18 protein-coding genes are annotated in these 18,233 nt (G+C 61.7%); all 18 read left to right on the forward strand.

All coding sequences use genetic code 11. From position 1 onward, the window contains the following. Positions 1-179 precede the first annotated feature (179 nt). Positions 180-1,550: a flagellar hook-length control protein FliK gene (locus HX807_RS04100; protein WP_008430189.1), complete on the forward strand. Its 1,371-nt coding sequence runs from the start codon at positions 180-182 to the stop codon at positions 1,548-1,550. Positions 1,551-1,773: 223 nt separating this feature from the next. Next, complete coding sequence (fliL, locus tag HX807_RS04105; RefSeq protein ID WP_003214560.1) at positions 1,774-2,274, forward strand: flagellar basal body-associated protein FliL; 501 nt, start codon at positions 1,774-1,776, stop codon at positions 2,272-2,274. A gap of 9 nt (positions 2,275-2,283) precedes the next feature. Continuing rightward, positions 2,284-3,252 (forward strand): flagellar motor switch protein FliM, encoded by a 969-nt coding sequence (fliM, locus tag HX807_RS04110; RefSeq protein ID WP_003214559.1) that lies wholly within the window; start codon positions 2,284-2,286, stop codon positions 3,250-3,252. 34 nt (positions 3,253-3,286) lie between these two features. Then, complete coding sequence (gene fliN, locus HX807_RS04115) at positions 3,287-3,754, forward strand: flagellar motor switch protein FliN (protein WP_003214557.1); 468 nt, start codon at positions 3,287-3,289, stop codon at positions 3,752-3,754. Position 3,755: 1 nt separating this feature from the next. Further along, positions 3,756-4,190 (forward strand): flagellar biosynthetic protein FliO, encoded by a 435-nt coding sequence (gene fliO / locus HX807_RS04120; RefSeq protein ID WP_023659254.1) that lies wholly within the window; start codon positions 3,756-3,758, stop codon positions 4,188-4,190. After that, the gene (gene fliP, locus HX807_RS04125) at positions 4,190-4,933 is read left to right on the forward strand and encodes a flagellar type III secretion system pore protein FliP (protein ID WP_003214554.1); all 744 of its coding nucleotides are present in this window, start codon (positions 4,190-4,192) and stop codon (positions 4,931-4,933) included. The genes fliO and fliP overlap by 1 nt, the downstream gene beginning before the upstream one ends. A gap of 3 nt (positions 4,934-4,936) precedes the next feature. Continuing rightward, positions 4,937-5,206: a flagellar biosynthesis protein FliQ gene (fliQ, locus tag HX807_RS04130; RefSeq protein WP_003214552.1), complete on the forward strand. Its 270-nt coding sequence runs from the start codon at positions 4,937-4,939 to the stop codon at positions 5,204-5,206. A gap of 13 nt (positions 5,207-5,219) precedes the next feature. Beyond that, on the forward strand, positions 5,220-5,996 hold the full coding sequence (gene fliR / locus HX807_RS04135) for a flagellar biosynthetic protein FliR (RefSeq protein ID WP_003214551.1): 777 nt from the start codon (positions 5,220-5,222) through the stop codon (positions 5,994-5,996). 3 nt (positions 5,997-5,999) lie between these two features. Next, positions 6,000-7,136, forward strand: coding sequence for a flagellar biosynthesis protein FlhB (flhB, locus tag HX807_RS04140; protein ID WP_008430191.1), 1,137 nt, complete (start codon positions 6,000-6,002; stop codon positions 7,134-7,136). 476 nt (positions 7,137-7,612) lie between these two features. After that, on the forward strand, positions 7,613-9,727 hold the full coding sequence (flhA, locus tag HX807_RS04145) for a flagellar biosynthesis protein FlhA (protein ID WP_023659255.1): 2,115 nt from the start codon (positions 7,613-7,615) through the stop codon (positions 9,725-9,727). Between the two features lie 11 nt (positions 9,728-9,738). Then, on the forward strand, positions 9,739-11,055 hold the full coding sequence (flhF, locus tag HX807_RS04150; protein ID WP_003214543.1) for a flagellar biosynthesis protein FlhF: 1,317 nt from the start codon (positions 9,739-9,741) through the stop codon (positions 11,053-11,055). A 120-nt stretch (positions 11,056-11,175) separates the two neighbouring features. Further along, positions 11,176-12,009, forward strand: a complete 834-nt coding sequence (gene fleN, locus HX807_RS04155; RefSeq protein ID WP_003192912.1) for a flagellar synthesis regulator FleN — start codon at positions 11,176-11,178, stop codon at positions 12,007-12,009. Continuing rightward, positions 12,006-12,746: an RNA polymerase sigma factor FliA gene (gene fliA, locus HX807_RS04160; RefSeq protein ID WP_008434817.1), complete on the forward strand. Its 741-nt coding sequence runs from the start codon at positions 12,006-12,008 to the stop codon at positions 12,744-12,746. The genes fleN and fliA overlap by 4 nt, the downstream gene beginning before the upstream one ends. Positions 12,747-12,916: 170 nt before the next feature. Then, positions 12,917-13,291, forward strand: coding sequence for a chemotaxis response regulator CheY (locus HX807_RS04165; protein ID WP_005790040.1), 375 nt, complete (start codon positions 12,917-12,919; stop codon positions 13,289-13,291). Between the two features lie 18 nt (positions 13,292-13,309). Continuing rightward, positions 13,310-14,098 carry a protein phosphatase CheZ gene (locus HX807_RS04170; RefSeq protein WP_003214538.1) on the forward strand — a complete coding sequence of 263 codons (789 nt, stop codon included), beginning with the start codon at positions 13,310-13,312 and terminating at the stop codon, positions 14,096-14,098. An 11-nt stretch (positions 14,099-14,109) separates the two neighbouring features. After that, positions 14,110-16,320, forward strand: coding sequence for a chemotaxis protein CheA (locus tag HX807_RS04175; protein ID WP_177049308.1), 2,211 nt, complete (start codon positions 14,110-14,112; stop codon positions 16,318-16,320). 49 nt (positions 16,321-16,369) lie between these two features. Continuing rightward, a complete protein-coding gene (locus HX807_RS04180; protein WP_008434810.1) occupies positions 16,370-17,491 on the forward strand; it encodes a chemotaxis response regulator protein-glutamate methylesterase in 1,122 nt (373 codons plus the stop codon). After that, on the forward strand, positions 17,491-18,231 hold the full coding sequence (locus tag HX807_RS04185; RefSeq protein ID WP_003210645.1) for a flagellar motor protein: 741 nt from the start codon (positions 17,491-17,493) through the stop codon (positions 18,229-18,231). Before HX807_RS04180 ends, HX807_RS04185 begins: the two co-directional genes overlap by 1 nt. Positions 18,232-18,233 lie beyond the last annotated feature (2 nt).

Genomic DNA, 18,233 nt, shown 5'->3' on the forward strand with positions numbered 1-18,233 from the left:
CACATTTGGACCGTGCCCGCTTCTGATTTGGCTGTTGCTTTTGCTCTTCAACACTCAAGACCCCATACAAGCCATCACCCAAATAACGGATATGCACCCTTAAACCAAAACCTGGCCCAACTCTTGCTCTACCTCCTGTTACCGCACCCTCGACCCCTGTGCGGCGGAGACTCTTGACTATGGCAATCACCCCGAATTCGCTCCTTCAGGCAGCCCTTGCGGCCAAGCCTCAAGCGCCCGCTGCCAATCCACCGGCAGTGGCTGCGAACCCGCGGGACAAGGCCCCGGGCTTCGCTCAGGTGTTCGCCAACCAGGCCCCTGCGCCTGCGGCAAAACCTGTCGACACCCCCATCAAATCCACCCGCGACAAGCCTGCGGACAACAGCCCCAAGCCCGCCGCCAACAACGACAAGCCTGCCGCCGGTACCCCATCGGTTGCCGATAACGGCAAGACTTTGCCTGCCAACCCGCCGGCCAAGGCGGACACCCCGGACACCACCGCCAAGTCAGACGACGATGCCCCGGCAGACGATCCGTCCCTGGCCCAGCAACCTCCGGTCGACCCCGCCGTAGACCCGGCGCTGATAGCCGCGGTAGTCCCTGTCCCCGTCCCCGCTACGCCGGCGCCCGTCGAGACCCCGACGCCGACCACCGCGAAGGATGACAAAAACCAGCCAGTCGTGGCGCCACCGATTGCCGCGACCGACGACGCCAAGCCCGCCTTCGACCCCGAGGCCGATCCGCTGGATGCAATGCCCGCCGTGCGCCTGGCCATGGAACAGGGTGGACACGTGTCCGCCAGCAGCCAGGCCCCGGCAAAAACCGCCCCGGCCCCGACCCAGGATCAGCCGACCGCCGCGCAAAACTTCGTCACAGGCCTGGCCAATATGGTCGACCAGCAAGCGTCCAAGGACAGCACCGACCAGGGCGGCGACAAAGCCTTTGCCGGTCTGATCGACGGCGGCCTCAAGGATTTGAAGGACGCCAGCAGCGACACCCGTGTCGATGACTTCGCCAACCGCCTCGCCGCGCTGACCCAGGCTGCCACGCCGAAAACTGCGAATGCCCTGCCGCCGGTGGCCAACGCGCCATTGGCCATGCACCAGAGTGGCTGGACCGATGAGGTGGTGAACCGGGTCATGTACCTGTCCAGCGCCAACCTCAAGTCGGCAGAGATCCAGTTGCAGCCCGCTGAGCTGGGTCGCCTGGACATCAGCGTGAAGATGTCCGCCGACCAGCAGGCGCAAGTCACCTTCATGAGCGGCCATGCGGTGGTGCGTGAAGCCCTGGAAAGCCAGTCGGGCCGCCTGCGGGAGATGTTTGCCCAGCAGGGCATGGGCCAGGTCGACGTTAACGTGTCGGACCAGTCCCGTGGCTGGCAGGGGCAGCAGGGCCAGGACCAGCAACAGCAGAACCAGGCTCGCGGCGTCAGCGGCAGTGGCGGGCGGGGTGATGGGGTTGATGGCGGCGGTATCGGTGAGGTGGCTGAAGTGGCCGCGCCGGTGGTGCAGTCGGTGATTGGCTCCAGTGCCGTGGACTACTACGCCTGATCCGAGGCCTGGCGATGATCAAAATGTGGGAGCGGGCTTGCTCGCGAATACGGAGTGTCAGTCACAGTTACAGGTGCTGATCCACCGCTTTCGCGAGCAAGCCCGCTCCCACATTGGTTTTGCAGTGTCGGCGAAACCGTGACCGAACTGACAACTCTGGCATAACACTTGCTCTTGCCTTTCCCCAGAACTATGAATCCCAGAATAGTGACGGATTATTGGCATGGCGAAGAGCGACGACGCAGCAAAAGCACCCGCAGGCAAGGGCAAGCTCAAGCTTATCCTGCTGATTGTCCTGGCCTTGTTGCTGGCGATCGGCCTGTCCGTGGGGGCTACCTGGTACTTTATGCACAGTGCCCAGAGCAAACCGGCCGCCACGGCCGAGGTCAACCCCAACGTCAAGCAACCGGCAATCTTCGAGCCGATGCTGCCGGCGTTTGTCGCCAACTTCAATCAGAACGGCCGTCAACGCTACCTGCAGGTGAGCATTACCCTGCTGGCGCGTAACCAGGCAGACCTGGATGCCCTCAAGGTGCACATGCCAGTGATCCGCAACAACCTGGTGATGCTGTTTTCCGCCCAACCCTTCGACACCCTCGCCACCCCGGTGGGCCAGGAAATGCTGCGCCAGAAGGTCACTGCCAGCGTGCAGGAAGTGGCCCAGAAGGAAGTCGGCAAACCGGTGATCGAGCAGGTGCTCTTCACTAATTTCGTATTGCAGTAGGATCACGACATGGCCGTGCAGGACCTGCTGTCCCAGGATGAAATCGATGCGCTGCTCCATGGCGTCGACGATGGTCTGGTACAGACCGAAATGGCTGCCGAGCCCGGCAGCGTCAAAAGCTACGACCTGACCAGCCAGGATCGCATCGTCCGTGGACGCATGCCGACCCTGGAAATGATCAACGAGCGTTTTGCCCGTTACACCCGTATCAGCATGTTCAACATGCTGCGCCGCTCGGCGGACGTGGCAGTGGGCGGCGTGCAGGTGATGAAGTTCGGTGAGTACGTGCACTCGCTGTACGTGCCCACCAGCCTCAACCTGGTGAAGATCAAGCCGCTGCGCGGCACCGCGCTGTTCATCCTCGACGCCAAGCTGGTGTTCAAGCTGGTGGACAACTTCTTCGGCGGCGATGGCCGTCACGCCAAGATCGAAGGCCGTGAATTCACCCCGACCGAGTTGCGGGTGGTGCGCATGGTGCTGGAGCAGGCCTTCATCGACTTGAAGGAAGCCTGGCAGGCGATCATGGAAGTCAATTTCGAGTACATCAACTCGGAAGTGAACCCGGCCATGGCCAACATCGTCGGCCCCAGCGAAGCCATTGTGGTCTCCACCTTCCACATCGAACTCGATGGCGGCGGCGGCGACCTGCACGTGACCATGCCGTACTCGATGATCGAGCCGGTGCGCGAGATGCTCGATGCCGGTTTCCAGTCCGACCTCGACGACCAGGACGAACGCTGGGTGAAAGCCCTGCGCGAAGACCTGCTGGATGTCGACGTACCCCTGAGCGCCACCGTGGCCCGTCGCCAGCTGCGTTTGCGGGATATTTTGCACATGCAGCCGGGGGATGTGATTCCCGTCGATCTGCCGGAAGAACTGATCATGCGCGCCAACGGCGTGCCGTCGTTCAAGGTCAAGCTCGGTTCTCACAAAGGCAACCTGGCGTTGCAAGTGATCGAACCGATCAACCGTCGCTGATCCACCTTAATTTCTGCTCCGCCGAGGACATGTAATGGCTACCGAACACGAAAACACTTCCGCCGAAGACCAGGCCCTGGCTGACGAGTGGGCGGCTGCCCTGGAAGAAACCGGCGATGTCGGCCAGGACGATATCGATGCACTGCTGGCGGCCGATGCGGCCACTGCACCGGTTGGCAACCGCCTTCCCATGGAAGAGTTCGGCAGCGTGCCGAAGAACAATGACCCGGTGACCCTCGACGGTCCGAACCTGGACGTGATCCTCGACATTCCCGTGTCGATCTCCATGGAAGTCGGCAGCACCGAAATCAACATCCGCAACCTGCTGCAGCTCAACCAGGGGTCGGTGATCGAGCTGGACCGCCTGGCCGGCGAGCCGCTGGACGTGCTGGTCAACGGCACGCTGATCGCCCATGGCGAAGTGGTGGTGGTCAACGAGAAGTTCGGCATCCGCCTGACCGACGTGATCAGCCCGAGCGAACGCATCAAGAAGTTGCGTTGATATGAAGCGCTCATTGGTAGGACTGTTATCGACGCTGCCCTTGAGCGTAATGGCAGCAGAACCGGTTGCCCAGGCGGCTGCGCCGGCGCTTGGCAGCGGTGTGGGCGGGCAACTCACCCAGTTGGTGCTGGGGTTGTTGCTGGTGGTGGGGCTGATCTTCGTGCTCGCCTGGGTGTTGCGCCGCGTGCAGCGCATCGGCCCGGGCAATGCCCAGGTCATCGAGCTGGTGGGTTCACGCGCCCTTGGCCCGCGGGACAGGCTGGTGCTGGTGCAGGTCGGCGACGAGCAGATCCTGCTGGGCATCACCCCCGGTCGCATCACCCCGTTGCACGTGCTCAAGTCGCCTGTGGAAGTGGCCCAGACCCAGGCGGCCACGCCGGAATTCGCCCAGCGCCTCATGGAGTTGCTGGGCAAGGATCAGAAGGATAAGAAGTAATGCGCGTTTTATTGACGCTCATGCTGTTGCTGGCAGCGCCGCTGGCGTACGCAGCAGACCCGTTGTCGATCCCGGCGATCACCCTGGGCACTAACGCGGCGGGCGCGCAGGAGTATTCGGTCAGCCTGCAGATCCTGCTGATCATGACCGCGCTGAGCTTCATCCCCGCGTTCGTGATGCTGATGACCAGCTTCACCCGCATCATCATCGTGTTCTCGATCCTGCGTCAGGCCCTCGGCCTGCAACAGACGCCGTCGAACCAGATCCTCACCGGCATGGCGCTGTTCCTGACGCTGTTCATCATGGCGCCGGTGTTCGACAAGGTGAACCAGCAAGCCCTGCAACCGTACCTGGCGGAGAAAATGACCGCCCAGGATGCGATCGACAAGGCCCAGGGCCCGATCAAGGATTTCATGCTGTCGCAGACCCGTTCCAGCGACCTCGAGTTGTTTGTGCGGTTGTCCAAGCGTACCGACATCGCCAGCCCCGACATGGCACCGCTGACCATCCTGGTGCCGGCGTTCGTGACCTCGGAGTTGAAGACCGCGTTCCAGATCGGCTTCATGATCTTCATTCCGTTCCTGATCATCGACCTCGTCGTGGCGAGTGTGCTGATGGCCATGGGTATGATGATGCTGTCGCCGCTGATCATTTCGTTGCCGTTCAAGATCATGCTGTTTGTGTTGGTGGACGGGTGGGCGCTGATAATCGGCACCCTGGCCGGCAGTTTCGGTGGGGTGTAGGCCATGACGCCAGAAGTAGCAGTCGACCTGTTTCGCGAAGCCCTGTGGCTGACCACCATGATGGTCGCCGTGCTGGTGGTGCCGAGCCTGTTGGTGGGCCTGTTGGTGGCGATGTTCCAGGCCGCGACCCAGATCAACGAACAGACCCTGAGCTTTTTGCCGCGCCTGCTGGTGATGCTGATCACCCTGATCGTCGCCGGCCCGTGGCTGGTGCAAACCTTCATGGAATACATCCTGCAGCTGTACGGCAGTATTCCGCAGTTGATCGGCTGACCCCGTGAATTCGATGCTGGCCTTGACCGACACCCAGATCAGCACCTGGGTGGCCTCGTTCATCCTGCCGTTGTTCCGGGTCACGGCCGTGCTGATGACCATGCCGGTGTTCGGCACCACCCTGGTACCACGGCGCATCCGCCTGTATTTCGCGGTGGCGATCACCGTGGTCATCGTGCCGGGCTTGCCGCCGATGCCACCGGTGAATGCCCTGGACCTCAGTGCAATGATGCTGATCGCCGAGCAAATCATCATCGGCGCCTTGCTGGGCTTCTCCCTGACGCTGTTCTTCCAGGCCTTCGTGATCGCCGGGCAGATCATCTCGATCCAGATGGGCATGGGCTTCGCGTCCATGGTCGACCCTACCAACGGCGTTTCGGTGGCGGTGATCGGGCAATTCCTGACGATGCTGGTGACCTTGCTGTTCCTGGCCATGAACGGCCACCTGGTGGTGTTCGAGGTGATGACCGAAAGCTTCACCACCTTGCCGGTGGGCAGCGGGTTGGTGGTCAATCATTTCTGGGAGCTGGTGGGGCGCTTGAGCTGGGTGCTCGGTGCATCCCTGCTGCTGGTATTGCCGGCGATCACTGCGCTGCTGGTGGTCAACATCGCCTTTGGCGTGATGACCCGGGCGGCGCCGCAGTTGAACATCTTCTCCATCGGTTTCCCGTTGACCCTGGTGCTGGGCATGGGGATTTTCTGGGTCGGCATGGCTGACATTCTCAATCAGTATCAACCGCTGGCGACCGACGCCTTGCAGTTTTTACGTGACTTGGCGCGGGCGCGGTAAGCCATGGCCGAGAGCGAGAGTGGCCAGGACAAGACAGAAGACCCCACGGAGAAACGTAAAAAGGACTCCCGGGAAAAGGGCGAGATTGCCCGCTCCAAAGAGCTCAACACCCTGGCGATCATGCTCGCCGGTTCCGGCGGCCTGCTGATCTACGGCGGTGGCCTGGCCCTGGACCTGATGGAGTTGATGCGCCTGAATTTCTCCCTGCCCCGCGACGTGCTGCTGAGCCCGGGGGCCATGGGTTTGTACCTGCTGCACTCGGGCAAGATCGCGATCCTCGCGGTGCAGCCGATCCTCATCACCTTGTTGCTGGCGGCCCTGATCGGCCCGATTTCCCTCGGCGGCTGGCTGTTTGCCGCCGGCAGCCTGGCGCCCAAATTCAGCCGGATGAACCCGGCGGCCGGGCTCAAGCGGATGTTTTCCACCAAGGCCCTGGTGGAACTGCTCAAGGCCTTGGCCAAGTTCATCCTGATCCTGTTTGTGGCGTTGACGGTGTTGTCGTCCGACATCGACGACCTGCTGCGCATCGCCCATGAGCCGATCGAGCTGGCGATCATCCACAGTGTGCAAGTGGTGGGCTGGAGTTCGCTGTGGATGGCCTGCGGGCTGATCATCATTGCTGCGGTGGATGCGCCGATCCAGCTGTGGGAAAGCCACAAGAAACTGCTGATGACCAAGCAGGAAGTGCGCGACGAGCACAAGGACCAGGAAGGCCGGCCCGAGGTCAAGCAGCGGATTCGCCAGCTGCAGCGCGAGATGTCCCAGCGCAAGATGATGGCCTCGGTGCCCGATGCCGATGTGGTCATCACCAACCCGACCCACTACGCCGTGGCGCTCAAGTACGACCCGGAGAAGGGTGGGGCGCCGATGTTGCTGGCCAAGGGCAGTGATTTCACGGCGTTGAAAATCCGCGAGATTGCGGTAGCCAATGACATCCTGCTGCTGGAATCGCCGGAGTTGGCGCGGTCGATCTTCTACTCCACCGACCTGGATCAGGAAATTCCGGCCGGGTTGTATCTGGCGGTGGCTCAGGTGTTGGCGTACGTGTATCAGATCCGCCAGTACCGGGCGGGCAAGGGCAAGCGGCCAGATCCGCTCAAAGACCTGCCGATTCCACCGGATTTGCGTCGGGATTCCTGATTTTGTAGCGCCGTTCCCGGCCTCTTCGCGAGCAAGCCCGCTCCCACATTTGACCGTGTATATCCTGTAGAAACGCGGTCAAATGTGGGAGCGGGCTTGCTCGCGAAGGCGTCCGCCCAAACAACAGAAATCCCCCTGAGCGTTCCCGCAATTGCATCTCGCACCGTGTAAGTCGCGGGCGAGGGCGCTACCTCAATCAGCTTGCTCCCGCTGGGGTGCGAAGCGCCCCCAATAAAGCTACCGCGGTGATTCAGGCAAAACGCGCAAGCCGTTCCGGGGCTGCTGCGCAGCCCAGCGGGAGCAAGCTCCCTCGCCACAGGTGATGTGTGTACGGCGGTAGCCCTTCGCTGTCCGTGAGACCGATCTGCTTCCTCAAGCAAAAGTTGGAAGGCTTCTTGCAATACCGCCTCCAGGACGCTTCCCGGCGTCAAAAGTTTGCTTCAAGGAAACGAGGAATACCGGTGGATCGCTCTCAAATGCTCAGCACGGCCCGTGGCACCCTGACTGACCTCTCGCGAGGCAATCTGGGTGTGCCGTTGTTGTTGCTGGTGATGCTGGCAATGATGATGTTGCCGATGCCGCCGTTCCTGCTGGATGTGTTCTTCACCTTCAACATTGCGCTGTCGGTCGTCGTGTTGCTGGTGTGCGTATACGCCCTGCGGCCGCTGGATTTCGCGGTATTCCCGACCATCCTGCTGATCGCCACCCTGCTGCGGCTGGCGCTTAACGTGGCTTCCACCCGGGTGGTGATGCTCCACGGCCAGGACGGCCACGCCGCCGCGGGCAAGGTGATCCAGGCCTTCGGCGAGGTGGTGATCGGCGGTAACTACGTGGTCGGTATCGTGGTTTTTGCGATCTTGATGATCATCAACTTCGTGGTCGTGACCAAGGGCGCCGGGCGGATTTCCGAGGTGAGCGCGCGTTTTACCCTCGACGCGATGCCCGGCAAGCAGATGGCGATCGACGCCGACCTCAACGCCGGCCTGATCGACCAGAACCAGGCCAAGGCCCGTCGCCTTGAAGTCGCCCAGGAAGCCGAGTTCTACGGTTCCATGGACGGTGCCAGCAAATTCGTGCGCGGCGACGCCATCGCCGGCCTGTTGATTCTGTTTATCAACCTGATCGGCGGCATGGCGGTCGGCATCTTCCAGCACGGCATGACCTTCGGCGACGCCGGCAAGGTTTACGCGCTGCTGACCATCGGTGACGGTTTAGTGGCGCAATTGCCATCACTGTTGTTATCTACAGCTGCGGCGATCATGGTGACCCGTGCTTCGGGCTCCGAAGACATGGGCAAGCAGATCAGCCGGCAGATGTTTGCCTCGCCCAAGGCGCTGGCGGTGGCGGCAGGCATCATGGCGATCATGGGCATCGTGCCGGGCATGCCCCATGTCTCGTTCCTGAGCATGGCCGCCATGGCCGCCGGCGGTGCCTACCTGTTCTGGAAAAAACAAAACAACATCAAGGTGATTGCCCAGCAGGAAGTGGCGCGCCAGCAGGAACTGCTGCCATCGCCGGCCCGCGCCCTGGAAACCAAGGAGCTGGGCTGGGACGACGTGACCCCGATCGACATGATCGGCCTGGAAGTCGGCTACCGCCTGATTCCCCTGGTGGATCGCAACCAGGGCGGGCAATTGCTGGCGCGGATCAAGGGTGTGCGCAAGAAGTTGTCCCAGGACCTGGGCTTCCTGATGCCCACCGTGCACATTCGCGACAACCTCGACCTGGCCCCGAGCGCCTACCGCCTGACCCTGATGGGGGTGATTCTGGCCGAGGCCGAGATCTACCCGGACCGCGAACTGGCGATCAACCCGGGCCAGGTGTTTGGCAGCCTCAACGGGATTACCGCCAAAGATCCGGCTTTTGGCCTGGAAGCGGTATGGATCGAAATCAGCCAGCGCAGCCAGGCGCAGTCGCTGGGCTACACCGTGGTCGACGCCAGCACTGTGGTCGCCACCCACCTCAACCAGATTCTGTACAAGCACTCCCACGAGCTGATTGGCCACGAAGAAGTCCAGCAACTCTTGCAATTGCTGGCCAAGGCCTCGCCAAAACTCGCCGAAGAGCTGGTACCGGGTGTGCTGTCCACCTCGCAACTGCTCAAGGTGCTGCAAGCGCTGTTGGCCGAGCAGGTGCCGGTGCGGGACATTCGCAGCATTGCCGAAGCTATCGCCAACAATGCCGCCAAGAGTCAAGATACTGCCGCCCTGGTGGCCGCAGTGCGCGTCGGATTGTCGCGTGCAATCGTCCAAAGCATTGTAGGGCTTGACTCCGAGCTGCCTGTTATCACCTTGGAACCAAGGTTGGAACAAATATTGCTCAATAGTATTCAGAAGGCTGGGCAGGGCGCTGATGAGGGCGTGTTGCTGGAGCCAAGCATGGCAGAGAAGCTGCAACGTTCGTTGATCGAGGCCGCGCAGCGCCAGGAAATGGAAGGCCATCCGGTGATCCTGCTGGTGGCTGGCCCCGTCCGGGCGATGTTGTCGCGGTTTGGACGCCTGGCTATACCGAATTTGCACGTATTGGCTTACCAGGAAATTCCTGACAATAAGCAAGTGACTATCGTCGCGACAGTAGGGCCCAACGGCTGAGGTAGTGGGATATGCAAGTGAAGCGTTTTTTCGCCGCCGATATGCGTCAGGCCATGAAACTGGTACGTGATGAGTTGGGCGCCGACGCTGCGATTATCGGTAACCGTCGTATTGCCGGCGGTGTGGAGCTGACGGCTGCCCTGGATTACAAACCCTCGGCCCTGGCGCCGCGCGTGCCGAACATGGAACTGGAAGACGAGCTGCGCAAGACCGCTTCACGCATTGTCTCGGCCCAGGCTGAACTGAGCATGCGTGGCGACAGCGACGCCTCCACCAATCGCCAGCTGTTCGCCGGGCTGCCGTTGACCGCGTCCGAGCCGCTGGTAGAGCCGACTTTTGTTGAACCACCGCGTCCTGCTGCGCCAGCCCCGGCGCCGGCGGTAGACCAGCGGGTGTTCGACTCGATGCGCTTCGAACTCAACGGCCTGCGTGAACTGCTGGAAGTGCAGCTGGGTTCGCTGGCCTGGAACCAGTTGCAGGGCAGCCAGCCACAACAGGCCAACCTGTGGCGTCGCCTGCAACGCATTGGCCTGTCCGGCCCGTTGTCCCGCGACCTGCTGCAACTGACCACGCAAATTGAAGAACCTCGCCAGGCCTGGCGCATGCTCCTGGCCCACCTGGCGCGGATGATCGTCACCCCGGAAATCGAACCCCTGGAAGAAGGCGGTGTGATTGCCATGGTCGGCCCGGCCGGCATGGGCAAGACCACCACCCTGGCCAAGCTGGCCGCACGTTACGTGCTCAAGTACGGCGCCCAGAACATCGCGCTGGTGAGCATGGACAGCTACCGCATCGGCGCCCAGGAACAACTCAAGACCCTGGGCCGCATCCTCAATGTGCCGGTGACCCACGTCGACCCGGGCCAGTCCCTGGCCAACGCCCTCGACCCATTGCTGCGCAAGCGCGTGGTGCTGATCGACACCGCCGGCCTGCAAGCCAGCGACCCGGCCCTGCGCATGCAGCTGGAAAGCCTGGCCGGGCGCGGGATCAAATCCAGAAACTATTTGGTGCTTGCCACTACCAGCCAGAAGCAGGTATTGACCGCCGCCTACCACAGCTACAAGCGCTGCGGGCTGGCGGGTTGCATCCTGACTAAACTGGATGAGACGGCAAGCCTGGGCGAAGTATTGAGCCTGGCAATCAGTCATGAATTACCGGTCGCCTACCTGACCGACGGGCCGCGGATCCCGGATGATCTGCATCTGCCGCGCCGTCATCAGTTGGTCAGCCGGGCTGTCAGCGTGCAAATGCAGGAAGAACCCAGTGAGGAAGCTATGGCTGACATGTTTGCTGACCTCTACCACAGCCCGAACAAGCGAGTTGGGTGAGGCATCATGGCTTTCTATTTAAAAATGACAGTGAAAAGTATCTACATCGATGGCCTGCCAGCAGTTCGCGCGGCCAACTTATGTAGCCTGCGTCTAAGCAAGACAAGGTAAAGAAATAAAATGGGCAGCATGCATCCCGTACAGGTGATCGCGGTGACCGGCGGCAAAGGTGGCGTCGGGAAAACTAACGTGTCAGTGAATTTGTCCCTGGCCCTGGCAGAGCTTGGCCGTCGCGTCATGCTGCTGGATGCTGACCTGGGGCTGGCGAACGTCGACGTTCTGCTGGGACTGACGCCCAAACATACCCTGGCCGATGTCATCGAAGGCCGCTGTGAGCTGCGCGACGTACTGTTGCAAGGCCCCGGCGGGATTCGCATCGTGCCGGCCGCTTCCGGCACCCAGAGCATGGTGCACCTGAGTCCGGCGCAACATGCCGGCCTGATTCAGGCGTTCAGCGACATTGGCGACAACCTCGACGTACTGGTGATCGACACCGCCGCCGGGATCGGCGAGTCGGTGGTCAGTTTCGTGCGCGCAGCCCAGGAAGTGTTGCTGGTGGTGTGCGACGAACCCACCTCGATCACCGACGCCTACGCCCTGATCAAACTGCTCAACCGCGACTACGGCATGAACCGCTTCCGCGTGCTGGCCAACATGGCCCAAAGCCCGCAGGAAGGGCGGAATCTGTTCGCCAAGTTGACCAAGGTCACGGATCGCTTCCTCGATGTCGCCTTACAATACGTTGGCGCAGTTCCTTACGACGAGTGTGTGCGCAAGGCCGTGCAAAAGCAGCGTGCGGTCTATGAAGCGTTCCCTCGTTCGAAGTGCGCATTGGCGTTCAAGGCTATTGCCCAGAAGGTCGATACCTGGCCGTTGCCCGCCAATCCCCGGGGGCATCTGGAGTTTTTCGTCGAGCGATTGGTGCATCAGACGAGCGCAGGACCGGTGCTATGACAGCCAGCGGCTACAACCTTTACAAGAAGTCGGCACGTGACAGTCAAGTCGAATTGATCGAGCGCTATGCGCCCCTGGTCAAGCGCATTGCCTATCACCTGCTGGCGCGCTTGCCTGCCAGCGTGCAGGTCGAGGACTTGATCCAGGCCGGGATGATCGGCCTGCTTGAAGTGTCGACCAAGTACGACGCGAGCAAGGGCGCGAGTTTCGAGACATACGCGGGTATCCGTATCCGTGGGGCCATGCTCGATGAAGTGCGTAAAGGTGATTGGGCGCCGCGATCAGTGCACCGCAATACGCGGATGGTGAGTGACGCAATTCGCTCAATTGAAGCAAAAACCGGTCGCGACGCTAAAGATCATGAAGTTGCGGCCGAACTCCAATTGAGTCTCGACGATTACTACGGGATTTTGAACGATACCTTGGGCAGCCGGCTGTTCAGTTTCGACGACCTTTTACAGGATGGCGAACATGAAGGGCTGCACGAGGACGGCGCGAGTGCCCATCTCGAACCGTCACGGGACCTGGAAGATGAACGCTTCCAGAGCGCGCTGGCGGACGCGATAGCCAATTTGCCGGAGCGTGAGCGACTGGTGTTGGCGCTGTACTACGACGAAGAGCTGAACCTCAAGGAAATCGGTGAGGTCCTGGGAGTCAGCGAATCGCGGGTCAGCCAGTTACACAGCCAGTGCGCGGCCCGCTTGCGGGGGCGTTTGGGAGAGTGGCGAGCGCGCTGACAGGCAGTGTGGGGACACTGCGAACGATACCGTCCAGGCCCTGCGCCCGGACGGGCTTGGCCCGTGGTGCGCCCCCGGTAGTCCTTTTTGTGTAACGCCTGTTGATTGATATGGCGCGCCCAGGTGCTGGGCGCGTTTAAGACTGCTTGGAGGTCGAATTGGACAAGAACATGAAAATCCTCATCGTTGATGACTTCTCAACGATGCGGCGGATCATAAAAAACCTGTTGCGTGACCTTGGGTTCACTAACACGGTCGAGGCGGATGACGGTATTACGGCGATTCCGATCCTCAACAGCGGGAGCATCGACTTTCTGGTAACGGACTGGAACATGCCGGGCATGACCGGTATCGATCTGCTGCGCCACGTGCGCGCTGATGAAAAACTGCGCAGCCTGCCTGTGCTGATGGTGACCGCTGAAGCCAAGCGTGAACAGATCATCGAAGCCGCCCAGGCCGGGGTCAACGGCTACGTGGTCAAGCCATTCACTGCACTGGCCTTGAAAGAGAAGATCGAAAAGATCTTCGAACGCATCGGTCATTGATGCTGCCACGGGGGAGCTATGGAGCATAAAGAATCATCGCAGGCCGACTTTGAGTCGACCCTGAAAAAACATGCTCATCAACTCGTCGAAAGCCTTGAAAGAGGCCAGTTCGGCGACGCGGTGCAGTTGATCCATGAGCTCAACCAGACCCGTGACCGCGGCCTGTACCAGGAAGTGGGCAAGCTCACCCGTGAGTTGCACAGTGCGATAGTCAATTTTCAGATTGACCCGCACATGCCCCAGGCCGAGGAAATCTCGCAGATCACGGATGCCACCGAACGCCTGTCCTACGTGGTCAGGCTGACTGAGGCGGCGGCCAACCGCACCATGGACCTGGTGGAAAACGCCACGCCTCTGGTCAACGGTATGGCCAGTGAAGCCAAGGCCCTGAGCACTGACTGGGGCCGGTTCATGCGTCGGGAAGTGGGCGCTGAGGAGTTTCGTGAGCTGGCGCGTCGGGTCGAGGGCTTTTTGTCCCGCAGCGAGCAGGAAAACCGCACGGTTTCCAGCAACCTCAATGACATTCTGCTGGCCCAGGATTACCAGGACCTCACCGGTCAGGTGATCAAGCGTGTGACCCAACTGGTCACCGAAGTGGAAAGCAACCTGCTCAAACTGGTGTTGATGGCGGGCCAGGTCGACCGGTTTGCCGGCATCGAACATGATCGCGCAGCGATCCTTTCTGAAAAAGATCCACAAAAACACCTCGCCAAGGGTGAAGGTCCGCAGATTCATGCCGATAAACGTGAAGACGTTGTATCCGGGCAAGACGACGTAGACGATTTGCTGTCCAGTTTAGGCTTCTAAGGAGCACACCCATGAGCTTCGGCGCCGATGAAGAAATCCTTCAGGATTTCCTTGTAGAGGCCGGCGAAATTTTAGAGCAACTGTCCGAACAACTGGTCGAGCTGGAAAGCCGACCGGATGATGCGAACCTGCTCAATGCAATTTTTCGCGGTTTTCATACTGTAAAAGGGGGCGCCGGCTTCCTCCAGCTCCACGAGCTGGTGGAGTGCTGTCACATCGCCGAGAACGTGTTCGACATCCTGCGCAAGGGTGAGCGGCACGTCGACTCGGAACTGATGGACGTGATCCTGGAAGCACTGGACGCGGTCAACGGCATGTTCAGTGAAGTGCGCGAGCGCGCACCGATCACTGCCGCCACGCCGGAACTGCTGGCCGCCCTGGCGCGCCTGGCGGAACCTGCGGCCAACGCTCCCGTGGTGGAAGCGGTGGCTGAGCCGGTTGCCGAGCCTGCGGGCGACGTGACCGACAGCGAATTTGAACAACTGCTGGACTCGCTGAACGCCGTCAAGGCCGAAGCCGAAGCGCCGGCAGCCAGTGCGCCGGCCATGGTGCCGACCACCGAAGACATTACCGACGCCGAGTTCGAGTCGTTGCTCGACCAGTTGCACGGCAAGGGCCAGTTTGCCCCGGACGCGGTGGCCGCAGCGCCAGCGCCAACGGAAGCCGCGGCGCCCGTCAGCAATGAAATCACCGACGACGAATTTGAAGCGCTGCTGGACCAGTTGCACGGCAAAGGCTCGTTTGCCGCCGAGGCTCTGCCGGAAGTCGCCGCAACGGCCGCCGCGCCTGCGGCACCCGCTGCTGCGCCGGCCGCCGATGGACTGATCTCCGATCACGAATTCGAAGCCCTGCTGGATGAACTGCACGGCAAGGGCAAGTTCACCGAAGTGGTCGGCGCTGCTGCACCGGCTGCTGCCGCAGTTGTCGCAACACCGGCTCCTGCCGCCAAGGCTGCCGCGCCTGTCGCAGCGAAAGCGGCTCCGGCTCCGGCTCCAGCACCGGCCCGGGCTGCCACGGCTGCCCCGGCCCCGGACAAGCAACCGGCCAGTGAAGCCGAAACCACCGTGCGGGTTGATACCGCGCGCCTGGACGACATCATGAACATGGTCGGTGAACTGGTGCTGGTGCGTAACCGCCTGGTGCGCCTGGGCCTGAACAGTGGCGACGAGGCCATGCAAAAGGCCGTGTCGAACCTCGACGTGGTCACCGCAGACCTGCAGACCGCCGTCATGAAGACCCGGATGCAGCCGATCAAGAAAGTCTTCGGCCGTTTCCCGCGCCTGGTTCGCGACCTGGCACGTCAGCTCAAGAAAGAGATCAACCTGGAACTGGTGGGTGAAGAAACCGACCTCGACAAGAACCTTGTCGAGGCCCTGGCCGACCCGCTGGTCCACTTGGTGCGCAACGCGGTCGACCACGGTGTCGAGACGCCGGAAGAGCGCGAAGCCTCGGGCAAGAACCGCCAGGGCAAAGTGATCCTGGCGGCCGAACAGGAAGGCGACCATATCCTGCTGTCGATCACCGATGACGGCAAAGGCATGGACCCCACGGTACTGCGCAACATTGCAGTCAAGCGTGGGGTGATGGACAAGGACGCCGCCGACCGCCTCACCGACACCGAGTGCTACAACCTGATCTTCGCCCCGGGCTTCTCCACCAAGACCGAGATTTCCGACGTGTCGGGCCGTGGCGTGGGCATGGATGTGGTGAAGACCAAGATCAGCCAGCTCAACGGCTCGATCAACATCTACTCGACCAAGGGCCAGGGCTCGAAGATCGTCATCAAGGTGCCGTTGACCCTGGCGATCATGCCGACCCTGATGGTGATGCTGGGCAACCAGGCGTTCGCCTTCCCGCTGGTCAACGTCAACGAAATCTTCCACCTCGACCTGTCGCGCACCAACGTGGTGGACGGCCAGGAAGTGGTGATCGTGCGCGACAAGGCGTTGCCGCTGTTCTACCTCAAACGCTGGCTGGTGGCTTCGGCCAAGCATGAAGAGCAGCGCGAAGGCCATGTGGTGATTCTTTCCGTGGGCACCCAGCGTATCGGCTTCGTGGTCGATCAACTGGTGGGCCAGGAAGAAGTGGTCATCAAGCCTTTGGGCAAAATGCTGCAGGGAACCCCGGGCATGTCGGGTGCGACCATTACCGGTGACGGTCGGATCGCGCTGATTCTGGATGTTCCGAGCATGCTCAAGCGTTACGCCGCACGGCGTATTTGATTCGGCCCGGGCAGGGCGGTTGTCCCTCGCCCGGCCTAACGGAGTGTTTATGGTAGTCAAGGTCCTGGTGGTGGACGATTCGGGTTTCTTCCGCCGCCGCGTCTCGGAAATTCTTTCATCGGATTCCAATATCCAGGTGGTCGGCACGGCCACCAACGGCAAAGAGGCGATCGATCAGGCCCTGGCGCTCAAGCCGGACGTGATCACCATGGACTACGAGATGCCGATGATGGACGGCATCACGGCGGTGCGGCACATCATGCAGCGCTGCCCGACGCCGGTGTTGATGTTCTCCTCGCTGACCCACGAAGGCGCCCGGGTCACCCTGGATGCGCTGGATGCCGGCGCGGTGGACTTCCTGCCGAAGAATTTCGAAGACATCTCGCGCAACCCCGAGAAGGTCAAGCAGATGCTCTGCGAGAAGGTGCACAGCATCTCCCGCAGTAACCGTCGCAGCCTGTTCAGTGCGCCGGCGCCCGCACCCGTTACGCCGCCACCGGCCGCCCCGAGCACCTTTGGTCGCCCGGCGCCGGCACCGGTTGCGCGCCCGGCCGCCGCCCCGGTGCGTACGGCTGCGCCCGCCGCACATTCACCTGCGCCCAAGCGCAAGGCCTACAAGCTGGTGGCCATCGGTACGTCCACCGGCGGCCCGGTGGCCTTGCAGCGGGTGTTGACCCAATTGCCGGCGAACTTCCCGGCGCCGATCGTGTTGATCCAGCACATGCCGGCCGCGTTCACCAAGGCGTTCGCCGAGCGCCTGGACAAGCTGTGCCGCATCAGCGTCAAGGAAGCCGAGGATGGCGACATCCTGCGTCCGGGTCTGGCGCTGCTGGCCCCTGGTGGCAAGCAGATGATGGTCGATGGCCGTGGTGCGATCAAAATCCTGCCGGGTGACGAACGCCTGAACTACAAGCCGTGTGTGGATATCACCTTCGGGTCTGCGGCCAAATCCTACGGCGACAAAGTTTTGGCGGTGGTGTTGACCGGCATGGGCGCCGACGGCCGTGAAGGCGCGCGCCTGCTCAAGCAGGGCGGCAGCGCGATCTGGGCCCAGGATGAAGCCAGCTGCGTGATCTATGGCATGCCCATGGCCATCGTCAAGGCCGACCTGGCCGACGCCGTCTACAGCCTCGACGACATCGGCAAGCACCTGGTGGAGGCTTGCCTCTGATGGATGTATTGAGCCTGATTGGCATCATCATGGCGTTTGTCGCGATTATCGGCGGCAACTACCTCGAAGGCGGCCACCTGGGCGCCCTGGCCAACGGCCCGGCAGCGTTGATCGTGATCGGCGGCACCGTGGGCGCGGCGTTGTTGCAGTCGCCCATGAGTTCGTTCAAGCGCGCGATGCAGATCCTCATCTGGATCATCTTCCCGCCGCGTGTCGACTTGCCGGGCGGCATCGACCGCGTGGTCAACTGGAGCCTCACGGCGCGCAAGGAAGGCCTGCTCGGGCTGGAAGGCGTGGCCGATGCCGAGCCCGACAGCTACGCCCGCAAAGGCCTGCAACTGCTGGTGGACGGCGCCGAGCCGGAAGCGATTCGCAGCATCCTCGAAGTGGACTTCTACACCCAGGAAAGCCGCGACATCAACGCTGCCAAAGTCTTTGAAAGCATGGGCGGCTACGCGCCGACCATCGGCATCATCGGTGCGGTGATGGGCTTGATCCACGTGATGGGCAACCTGGCCGATCCGTCGCAACTGGGCAGCGGGATTGCCGTGGCGTTCGTCGCCACCATCTACGGCGTGGCCAGTGCCAACCTGGTGTTGTTGCCGGTGGCCAGCAAGCTCAAGTCGATCGCCCTGCGCCAGTCGCGTTATCGCGAGATGTTGCTCGAAGGCATCCTCTCGATTGCCGAGGGTGAAAACCCGCGCTCCATCGAATTGAAGCTCCAGGGCTTCATGGATTGATG

This window comes from Pseudomonas sp. D8002 (genome assembly GCF_013385695.1).
Classification (GTDB): domain Bacteria; phylum Pseudomonadota; class Gammaproteobacteria; order Pseudomonadales; family Pseudomonadaceae; genus Aquipseudomonas.